We start from the raw sequence: 9,497 nt of genomic DNA, 5'->3' as shown, positions 1-9,497 counted from the left end.
GTGAGCACGTCGGTCACGAACTCCAGCATCACGCTGCGCTGGGGCGCCTCCGGCGGCACGGTGTCGGGCTACCGCGTGTACGAGGGCTCGACCCGCCGCGCCGAGGTCTCCGGCACCAGCGCCACCATCTCGGGGCTCGGCGCGTGCACGACCCACGCCTACACCGTGAAGGCGTACAACGCGGCGGGAGAGTCGGCCGGCCGTGACGCCACCGCCACCACGTCGGGCTGCACCCCCAACGATCCAAGCAAGATGCCCGGCGCCCCCTACCTGTACATGGGCTGGGGCAACCCGCCCAACCCCGGCGCCGTGATGGACGCCACCGGCATCAAGTCGTTCACCATGGCGTTCATCCTGTCCAGCGGCGGCTGCACCCCGGCCTGGGACGGGCAGCGCCCGCTGACCGGCGGCGCCGACCAGCAGGCGATCAACACGGTCAAGTCGAAGGGCGGCAGCGTCCAGATCTCCTTCGGCGGCTGGTCGGGCAACAAGCTCGGCCCCAACTGCTCCTCGCCGCAGGCGTTCGCGGGCGCGGTGCAGCAGGTCATCAACGCCGTCGGCCCGGCCGTCGTGGACTTCGACATCGAGAACACCGACGAGTTCGAGAACTACACCGTGCAGGACCGCATCCTGAACGGCCTCAAGATCGTCAAGCAGAACAACCCGAACATCAAGATCGTCGTCACGTTCGGCACCAACCCGAGCGGCCCGAACTCCCACGGCGTGCGCCTCATCAACCAGGCCAGAGCCCTCGGCGTGCCGATCGACAACTTCACCATCATGCCGTTCGACTTCGGCAGCTCCAACATCTACCAGGACACCGTCAACGCCTCCGAGGGCCTGAAGAACGCGCTCAAGAACGCCTACGGCTGGTCCGACGCCCAGGCCTACGCGCACATGGGCATCTCCGGCATGAACGGCGTGTCCGACCAGCAGGAGCTGACCACGCCGGGCACCTGGACACAGATCCGCGACTGGGCCAGGTCCAAGGGCCTGACCAGGCTCGCGTACTGGTCGGTCAACCGTGACCGGCCCTGCCCCGGCGGCGGCGTGACCTCCAACTGCAGCGGCATCGCCCAGACCGAATGGGAGTTCACCAGGACCACCGCCGGCTTCTGACCGTACGACCCCGGCCCGCCCCGGCTGCCCCGGCGATGGGGCGGGCCCTCCGGAAGGAACGTCATGAATCTCCGAGCCGCGGCGGCCGCGCTCGCCCTGGCCCTCACCACCCTGCACACCACCCCCGTCCAGGCCGCGGACGACCTGCCCGAGCGGGTGCTGGTGGGATACCTGCACGCCTCGTTCGCCAACGGATCCGGATACGTCAAGATGAGCGACGTCCCCGCCGAATGGGACGTCATCAACCTCGCCTTCGGCGAGCCCACCTCCGTCACCTCGGGCGATATCAGGTTCGAGCGCTGCCCGGCCGCCGAGTGCCCCGGCCTCGAGTCCGACGCCGACTTCGCCGCCGCCATCAGGGCCAAGCAGGCGCAGGGCAAGAAGGTGCTGATCTCGATCGGCGGCCAGAACGGCCAGGTGCAGCTCACGACCGCGGCGGCGCGGGACACGTTCGTCGAGTCGGTCTCGGCGATCATCGACAGGTACGGGCTCGACGGCCTGGACATCGACTTCGAAGGACACTCGCTCCACCTCGACCCCGGCGACACCGACCTGGACGCCCCCACCACGCCGGTCGTCGTCAACCTCATCGCGGCCCTGAAGAGCCTCAAGAGCCGCTACGGCGACGGGTTCGTGCTGACGATGGCCCCCGAGACGTTCTTCGTCCAGCTCGGCCACCAGTTCTACGGGCCGGGGCCGAACGGCGCCGCCGACCCGAGAAGCGCCTCCTACCTGCCGGTCATCCACGCCGTGCGCGACGACCTCACCCTGCTCCACGTGCAGCACTACAACTCCGGGCCGATCATGGGCCTGGACGGCCAGTACCACACGATGGGCGGGCACGACTTCCACGTGGCCATGGCCGACATGGTGCTGGCCGGCTTCCCGATCATGGGAGACGCCGGCAACGTGTTCCCGCCGCTGCGCCAGGACCAGGTGGCCATCGGGCTGCCCGCCTCGGTCAACGCGGGCAACGGGTTCACGACCGTGGCGGAGGTGCAGAAGGCGTTCGGCTGCCTGGCCACCGGCGACGGCTGCGGGACGTACCGGCCGCGCGGCGTCTATCCGGGGCTGCGGGGCCTGATGGCCTGGTCGATCAACTGGGACCGGCACAACGCGTACGAGTTCTCCCGGAGCCACCGGGCCTATCTCGACGGGCTCACCTGACGCGGACCAACTGGGTCGGTTTGAGCGGGACGCCGAGGCCCGGCGGCCGGTAGGTGGGCAGGGCCTCGCCGTACTCGTGCATCCAGGCGTGGTCCAGCAGCAGCCGCATCCGGCCGGCGGTCGGCATCCGGCGCGGCCCCGCGGGGTCGACCCGGCCGATCATCCGTGTCACGGCCGCCACCACCAGCTCCGTGTCCGGCGAGGACAGGTCGCAGTGGTCGTCGGGCCCGACGATCAGATCGACGTCGGGAGGCAGCGGATAGATCGGGCGCGGCAGCGCGAGCACGCGCGGCGGCGGGGCCATCGGCCAGCCGTCGCGCACCGCCTCCAGCAGCACCGAGCGCGACGTCTTGTGCGCGAACAACCCGTCGGCCAGCGCCCAGCTCAGCGCTCCCACGTCGGAGCGGTCCTCCCCGCAGGCGTGCAGGCACAGGTACGGCACCAGCGGAACTCCCGCGCCACCCGCCTGCGCCCAGCCACCCCCGCACCCGGTGAGCACCAGCAACGCCAGCATCGCCCGGTAGGCGGTGTCGGAGTGCGGCGTCTCCAGCCGCCCCGGCACGATCACGCACCCGCCGCCCGTCTTCTCCGCCGTCACGCCCAGCTCCCGGGCGATCTTCACCGTCCGAGACGCGGCCACCCCGGTGCAGGCCTCCTGCCAGGCCGGCGTGTACGGCTCCGCCCGGTCGTCGTAGCCGCGCGGCCACACACCCGGCATCCGTGGCCTGGCCACCCCGTAGACGGCCAGCAGCAGGTCGAACACGGTCGTCACCAGCTCGCCGCCGTCGCGCAGCACGGGCACGCCGCGCCGCAGCACGCCCGGCCCGTCGTCGAAGCGCGGCAGCAGCACCTCCACGGCCTCGCCGCCGTACACGCTGAGCCGGTCGCAGGCGCCGCCCGTCAGCCCGCCCGGCACGTACGCCTCCTCGCGCTCGCGCAGCCGTACCAGGAGCGGCAGGTCGGTGTGCTCCATCGCCTGCCCGGCGAACGGCGTGCGGTCGAGGAAGAACTCCTTGAGCAGCACGTGGCCCATGGCCATGGCCAGCGCGCCGTCCGTTCCCGGCCGTACGACCAGCGTCTCGTCGGACAGGCGCGTCGGATGCGTGCCGATCGCCACCACCTTCTGCCCCTTGTAGCGGCCGGCGATCACCCAGGGGGTGTCCGCCGAGCGTACGAGCCGGTTGTTCTCGCCCCACAGCAGCACGTACGCGGCCCGCGCCCAGTCCTCGGCGCGCGAAGGACCGGCGAAGCGCGGTCCCAGCACCTGCTCGGGGGCGCACGGGTGCTCGGTCAGCACCGCCCCGCCGAGCTCGCCGACGAGCCGCGCCAGCGGGGAGCTGGCCAGCGCCGCCACCCGCTCGGGCCCGTGCTCGTCGGCGGTGTGCACGATCGCCGCCGCCACCAGCTCAGCGGCCGTCGCGTCGTCGAGCGGCACGCGCCGTTCACCCCTGGCCGGCTGGTATTCCTGCGGGTTCGCTGTGAGTTTCGCCCAGGCCGCGACCGGGTCGCGCAGCCCGTTCCTCACCTCGAAATAGAGCCTGACCAGTGCCTGGTTGACCTGCGATCCCCCCATGCGAAAAGTTCAACACAAAGAGTGATGCCGTATCGCTATACGTGTCGGCATGTCGGGGATAAGAATCGGAACCCCTGGTGGCGGCGGCGCTCCCGGTGCGGCAGGCTATATCCCGCCATGGATTACGCAGTTCTCACGGGCATTGTCCTCGTCGCCGGTGTCGCGCTCGCCCTCGTCGCCCAGTGGCGCGACTGGCGGCCGCCCCTCCTTGTCGCCGTGCTCGTGGGCATCGCCGTCCGCGTGCTGATCATGTACACGTCGGCGATCGACACGTGGCAGCCCGTCGACTTCGTGGAGAGTTTCAAGCCCGCGGGCGAGGCCGTGCTCCGGGGCGAGGACCCGGTTCTGGCCAGCGAGGGCGGCTGGCACTTTCTGCCGACGATCCCCTACGTGTACGGCATCCTGCTGTGGGTCGGCATCCCGTGGGAATACGCCGGGCGCCTGGTCACCGTGGTCGCCGACATCGTGCTCATCCCGCTGGTGGCCAAGCTGGCCGGCGGCCCCAGGGCGCGGCTGCGGGCCCTGCAGTACGCGCTCAACCCGCTCGCCGTGATGGTCGCCTGCATCCATGGCCAGGTCGAGCCGGTGGCGCTCGTGTTCGGCGTCGCCGCCTTCGTGATCGCCAGGGGGCCGGGCGCGAGCGAGCGCCCCGGCGTCACCACCCACGTGATCGCACGGGTGCGCGCGGGCCTGTCCGCGCACGGCGTACGCGCCTCCGTCCCCCGGGTGATCGGTCGCGGCGGCATGGTGCACCGGGCGCTGCTGCCGGGCGACGACGACCGCGCCGACCTCAGGCGGGGCGCGCTGGCGGGCGTGCTGATGGGCCTCGCGCTGTGCGCCAAGAGCTGGCCCATCTGGCTGATCCCCGGCATGCTGCTGCTCCTGCCCCACCTGCGCGCCCGCGTCGCCGCGCTCTTCGCGACCGGGCTGGTGCCCGTCTTCTTCCTGGTGACCCTGCCGGTTTTCGCGGGCACGTCGCTCGACCAGATCCCTGCGGTCATCCACACCATCCAGGACATCCGGCCCATCGTCGGCGAATGGGGCTGGACCCCATGGTTCACCGAGGGACAGTGGGCACTGAGGCCCGATCTGGCCTCGTTCGGTACGAAGCTGATCTACGTGAGCGTCGTCGCCGCCGTGCTCTACTGGCGGCGGGCCGACCCGGTCGACATGACGATCGCGGTGCTGCTGGTCTTCATGATCGTGACACCCCGGCTCGGCGCCCAGTACCTCATGTGGTTCATGCCGTTCCTGGTCGCCAGGCCCACGAAGTTCGCCTGGTCGGCCATCATCGGCTCGTCTCTCTGGGCCGGCTACGGCTACCTCTACATGACGCAGTTCGACTTCAACGGGTGGTGGCTGCAGCACGCGGACTGGTCGCGCGCCTCCATCCTGCTGCTGCCGATCCTGGCCCTGGCCATGCCCTGGGGCCGCCGCGTCGTGACGGCAGCCCCAGGGCCGGTCCCTCCTCAGGGGTTCTCCGACAAGTCGAGGATCACGTCACCGGCATAGGCGCTCCCACAACGTGATCCACTGGTCGGGGTGCACGTGGCTCACGACGGTGTCGCCGGCCACGCCGGCCGCGGCCAGCGCGGTGTCCACCCCGTCATACCTGGTCCCCAGCGACGCGCGTACCGACCCGCCCACGCCGCCGAACCCCAGCTCGACCAGCTCCTGGTAGGAACGGCCGTCGCTGACGAGCGGCTCGGTCCTGCGCTGGATCCGCAGGATCGCCGAGTCGACCGACGGCACCGGCCGGAAGCTCTCCCTGCCGACCGTGTCGCCGAGCCTCCAGCCGAACCACGGCCACGACTCCACCGTGACGAGGCTCCAGCGACCGTAGTCACCCGCGCGCTTGCGGGCGTACTCCCGCTGCGTGAGCAGCGTCGCCGAGGTCAGGGCCGGCGCACGCAGGCACCAGTCGACGATCTTGGAGGTGATCGAGTAAGGGATGTTGCCCACGACCGCGAACGGCTCCCGCGGCGCTCTCACCGTGGTGAAGTCGCGCCTGACGATGTCGATCCTGGGGTCGCGGCTCGTGCGTGAGGCCAGCCGCCCGGCCAGCCGGGGATCGACCTCGTAGCCGACCACCTGGGCGCCCGCCTCGGCCAGCGCCAGGGTGAGCGCCCCCTCGCCGGGGCCGGGCTCCAGCACCAGCCCTCGCGGACCGGCGGCCTTGACCATCAGGTCGATGGCATGCCGGTCGACCAGGAAGTTCTGCGAAAGCGTGCGCCTCGCCCGATCCACGGGCGTGCGGCCGCCACCGCGGTTCCTGACCTTTTTCTGCGTGTGTGAATGGTTTCCGTGTGCGTAGTTTTGCGCCACAGCACTGCCCTTCCGGGTCCTCGAGACAACGGGGTGCTCGAAGGGCCCTGGGCACGCGTGCGGACGCGCAGCCTCAGATGATCGCGTCCGCTAGCGGGCCAGAGCCCGGCCGTGGCGGATGCGGATGAAGACCTGGCAGGCGAACATGCATGACATGGGGCCGACCCTAAGCGGCCGCTTGCCGACCGGGCAAAGCATTAAATCGGGGTCGCGTCGGGTCTGCTCCGCAGGACGAGCGCGATGGCGCACACCTGTCCGATTTCCACAAGACTCCCGCCCCTACCCACGGGTAGCTTCGCCGTGACGACCGACTCACCGCGGTGGAAAGGCAGCTGACATGGACATGCTCGACCGCGCACGACGCTATTTGGAACTGCACGGCAGGCTGATCGACAGACTGCGCTTCGAGGCGCTGTTCGCCGGTGGGCCGCGCGAGCGCGTGCTCGACGTGCTGCGCTGCTACCAGAACGCCGACGGCGGCTTCGGCAACGCCCTCGAACCCGACCTGCGCGGCTCAGGCAGCCAGCCCGAGCCGGTCGAGGTGGCGTTCTGGATCCTCGACGAGCTCGACGCCTTCGACTCCCCGATGGTCACCGCGGCCTGCGACTACCTTACCCAGGTCAGCGCCGGGGACGGCGGCGTGCCGTTCGTGCTGCCGCCGGTCCGGGACACGCCAAGAGCCCCGTGGTGGGAGACGTCGGACGATCCTCCGGGCAGCCTCGTGCCCACCGCGTCGATCGCCGGGCTGCTCCACAAGCACGGCGGCACCCACCCATGGCTGGCCGCCGCCACCGCGTTCTGCTGGTCGCGGATCGCCGAGATCGACAAGACGACTCCGTACGAAGCCCGCGCCGTCGTGACCTTCCTCGGCCTGGTGCCCGACCGGGCCAGGGCGGAGGCCGAGTTCGCCCGGCTCAAGGAGTCCATCCTCGCGACGGTCGCCCTCGACCCCCACGCCACGGGGGAGGCGCACTTCCCGCTGGACTTCGCACCGGAGCCACCGCGGCTGCCGCTGTTCACCCAGGACGTCCTCGACACCCACCTCGACGCGCTCGCCGCCGCCCAGTCCGAGGACGGCGGCTGGAGCCCCAACTGGCCGATCTGGACGCCGCTGGTGGAGCACGAGTGGAGTGGCTACCTCACCGTCCAGCGGCTGCGCACGCTGCGCGCGTACGGGCGGCTGAAGGGATGAGGCGGCACTGTCGGTGGTGTCGCGTACGTTGGGTTCATGTACGCGGAACGGCCTTCCGACCTCGACCTTGCCGGCCGTCTCGCCTGCGTGTGGCACCAGGTCAGCGAGACGGAGCAGCACCATCTCGTCGTGCCCGACGCCTGCGTCGACCTCATCTGGGGCCCCGAAGGGCTGTTCGTGGCGGGCCCCGACACCGGGCCCATGCCGACGCCCATGGCGGCGGGAGACACGTTCACGGGTGTGCGTTTCCGGCCCGGCGCGGTGGGCGACTTCTTCGGCGTGCCGCTCCACGAGCTGCGTGACCGGCGTGTCCCCCTGACCGACCTGCCCTTCCCGGCCGAGCGCGTCGAGGAGGCGGCCCTGCGGTCGGGATCCCGGCCGGCCGCCATGCGCGCCGAGGTCAGACGGCGGCTGGCCGCCACCGCGGGAGCCGACCCGGCAGGCGCCGCCATCACCGCGGCGCTGCGCGAAGGCCGCACGGTCGCGGAGGCGGCCTGGCGGCTCGGGTTCTGCGAGCGCCGGCTCCACCGCCGCACCTTGGCCTCGTTCGGCTATGCGCCGAAGACCCTTCAGCGCATCGTGCGTTTCCAGCGCGCCCTCCGTCTGGCCCGCACCGGCGTCCCGCTGGCGGAGGTGGCCGTCAGGGCCGGCTTCACCGACCAGGCCCACCTGTCCCACGACGTCAGGCGGCTGAGCGGCGTGTCCATGAGCCGCCTGCTCTCACCTGCGCGACGGGCCGCCTGACACGAGGTTCTGCGCCCACCTGGCGCGCGGATCGCTGTCGATCAGCAACGCCCGGGTCAGCAGGCTCAGCGGGATGGCGAGGATCGCGCCCAGCGGTCCCAGCACGAACGTCCACACGATCAGCGACAGGAACGTCATCGTCGTCGACAGCCCCACCGCGTCCCCGAGGAACTTCGGCAGGATGAACGACTGCACAACCACGTTGATGACGCTGTAGGCGACGATGACCAGCACCATCGTCTGCACGCCACCGTCCAGCAGGGCGAGCATGGCCGGCGGCACCAGGCCGATGACGAAGCCGATGTTCGGGATGTAGTTGGCGATGAGCGCCAGCACGCCCCAGAGCAGCGGCAGCGGCACGTCGAGGAGCGACAGGGCGACCACGTCGAGGGTCGCGCAGATCAGCCCGAAGACCGTCGAGACGATCAGGTAACGCCGCGTCTTGTGCGCGAACGTCGCCAGCGCCGTCACCAGCTGCGGCCGATACCCTTCGCCGGTCGTGAGGACCTTCGAGGTCACCGGCGCGTCGAGACACATGGCCAGCAGCAGCACGATGACCAGGAAGAGCGCGGACAGAACGCCGATCAGGCTGCCGAGCAGGCTCTGCGCCAGGCCGAGAATCGACCCGGCGTCGAACGCCTGCAACCCCCGGTCGAGCACGTCGTTGCTGACGCCGTGCGCCGCGGCCCAGGCCAGCGTGTCGGCGAGAAGCCGGTCGAACTGGGCGGCGTACGCCGGCAGCAGCGAGACGAGCTGGGTGACCGAGATCGTCAGGATGCCGACCATGCCCAACAGCGCGAACACGACGATGAGGAAGGGCACGGAGACCTGCAACCACATGGGCGCCCCCTTGGCGGCGAGCCACGTCCGCACCGGGGAGACGGCGATGACGAGCACGAGTGCCAGCACGACAGGGCCCGCGATCGAGGCGACCTCGCGGATGCCGAAGAGGACGATCACCGCGGCGGCGATTCCCACCATGATGATGAGCGCCCTGGGGATGGGTTGATCTCGCACGCCCCCCTACCTACCCGAAGCCGCCGGGGGCACCGCCGATTTGACGGTTCCAGGAGGCGTACATAGAGTTCAGCAGTCCCACGGGAGCGGCGTAGATCGCCGGTCTCACTCGGGGCCCACCTCTAGACACCGTCCAAACTCGTGGATGTTCACGTCCACTCTGATGGGCTGGTAAGTTGGAGGGGTTGTCTCCGAAAGGGGGCGGCGCTTAATTCCCGCAGGTCGAGCAGGTCCGGTCAATTTGACAGAGACTTGAACGGCTGAAAGAGTTAAGGCACAACGAAATGAACGCCTCCGGGCTGGGTTCAGTGGAATCTCGGTGGGGATGTATGCGTGCGTTTCTTGAGAACTCAACAGTGT

At 70.3% G+C, this 9,497-nt stretch carries 8 protein-coding genes; 5 read left to right on the top strand and 3 right to left on the bottom strand.

The annotated features are described in order from the left end of the window. Together E1267_RS40410 and E1267_RS40405 are read left to right on the top strand one after the other, a co-directional pair. A partial coding sequence (locus E1267_RS40410) for a fibronectin type III domain-containing protein (protein ID WP_132341068.1) occupies window positions 1–1,119 on the top strand: 1,119 nt, incomplete at its 5' end. Between the two features lie 63 nt (window positions 1,120–1,182). Beyond that, entirely contained in the window at window positions 1,183–2,286 is a 1,104-nt protein-coding gene (locus E1267_RS40405) for a chitinase (RefSeq protein ID WP_132341066.1), read from the top strand. Here E1267_RS40405 and E1267_RS40400 read toward each other — a convergent pair. Beyond that, entirely contained in the window at window positions 2,279–3,859 is a 1,581-nt protein-coding gene (locus E1267_RS40400; RefSeq protein WP_132341064.1) for a molybdopterin-dependent oxidoreductase, read from the bottom strand. The two genes, E1267_RS40405 and E1267_RS40400, sit on opposite strands and share 8 nt — an antisense overlap. 117 nt (window positions 3,860–3,976) lie before the next feature. On the opposite strand from E1267_RS40400, the gene E1267_RS40395 reads away from it, so the two are divergent. Then, the gene (locus E1267_RS40395; protein WP_246064619.1) at window positions 3,977–5,371 is read left to right on the top strand and encodes a hypothetical protein; all 1,395 of its coding nucleotides are present in this window, start codon (window positions 3,977–3,979) and stop codon (window positions 5,369–5,371) included. Here E1267_RS40395 and erm read toward each other — a convergent pair. After that, window positions 5,360–6,106, bottom strand: coding sequence for an ErmE/ErmH/ErmO/ErmR family 23S rRNA (adenine(2058)-N(6))-methyltransferase (erm, locus tag E1267_RS40390; RefSeq protein ID WP_281283753.1), 747 nt, complete (start codon window positions 6,104–6,106; stop codon window positions 5,360–5,362). The two genes, E1267_RS40395 and erm, sit on opposite strands and share 12 nt — an antisense overlap. A gap of 415 nt (window positions 6,107–6,521) precedes the next feature. Between erm and E1267_RS40385 the strand changes: the two genes are divergently transcribed. Together E1267_RS40385 and E1267_RS40380 are read left to right on the top strand one after the other, a co-directional pair. After that, complete coding sequence (locus E1267_RS40385) at window positions 6,522–7,376, top strand: hypothetical protein (protein ID WP_132341060.1); 855 nt, start codon at window positions 6,522–6,524, stop codon at window positions 7,374–7,376. Between the two features lie 36 nt (window positions 7,377–7,412). Further along, window positions 7,413–8,120: a DUF6597 domain-containing transcriptional factor gene (locus E1267_RS40380; protein ID WP_132341058.1), complete on the top strand. Its 708-nt coding sequence runs from the start codon at window positions 7,413–7,415 to the stop codon at window positions 8,118–8,120. On the opposite strand, the gene E1267_RS40375 is transcribed toward E1267_RS40380, so the two are convergent. Then, complete coding sequence (locus E1267_RS40375; RefSeq protein WP_246064616.1) at window positions 8,097–9,137, bottom strand: AI-2E family transporter; 1,041 nt, start codon at window positions 9,135–9,137, stop codon at window positions 8,097–8,099. The two genes, E1267_RS40380 and E1267_RS40375, sit on opposite strands and share 24 nt — an antisense overlap. Window positions 9,138–9,497: the final 360 nt, after the last annotated feature.

Origin of the sequence: Nonomuraea longispora (assembly GCF_004348345.1) — a bacterium.
GTDB classification, from domain to species: domain Bacteria; phylum Actinomycetota; class Actinomycetes; order Streptosporangiales; family Streptosporangiaceae; genus Nonomuraea; species Nonomuraea longispora.
Note: the sequence above shows the minus strand (reverse complement) of the source record. Positions and strands in the feature narration are given on the sequence as shown.